Here is a 511-nt window from a genome sequence, read left to right on the forward strand (position 1 = left end):
GTACAGCTTGTCGCGGCTGGTGGTCGGGATGCGGGTCTTGATATCCGCACGGTCGCCCTTGCTCGGACGACCTCCACTTCGCTTCTGTGCCATGCGGATCACGTTACACGGAGACCAACGTTCCTGGAACAGAACCAGGCGGCGTGTCGCTCCCTGCAAAGCAGGGAACGCCCTATACACATCCTTCCGGTCCACCCAGCAGGCAAGCCAGATCAACTGCGCCGATCCGCTGGAGCCCCGCTGCCGAGTGGTACTGCATGCTGGAGGTATCTGTCGCGGAAGGACGGTGTCCATGCTGGCATTCACGGGGTACACGACGGACCCGGAGACGGGGGAGCGGCTGCCTCCGATCGGCACGCTCTTGGATGTCCGGGGGCTCGATGCTCTGGTCGAGGGCGGCATCCTCGAGCAGACGAACTGGAGCGGTTACCCCCTGACGTATGTGGGGACGGCGCAGGCAATCGCGGAGTGGCTCGAGCAGCTCCCGCCGCATCTCTTCCGAGTTCGCGGC

1 protein-coding gene is annotated in these 511 nt (G+C 64.6%); it reads left to right on the plus strand.

Going from position 1 to position 511, the window contains the following annotated elements; translation table 11 throughout:
* Positions 1–292 precede the first annotated feature (292 nt).
* Positions 293–511, plus strand: a 219-nt coding sequence (locus ABD879_RS32845) for a hypothetical protein (RefSeq protein WP_345025694.1), incomplete at its 3' end; no start/stop codon positions are given.

The organism is Actinomadura keratinilytica (assembly GCF_039539665.1).
GTDB lineage: Bacteria > Actinomycetota > Actinomycetes > Streptosporangiales > Streptosporangiaceae > Spirillospora > Spirillospora keratinilytica.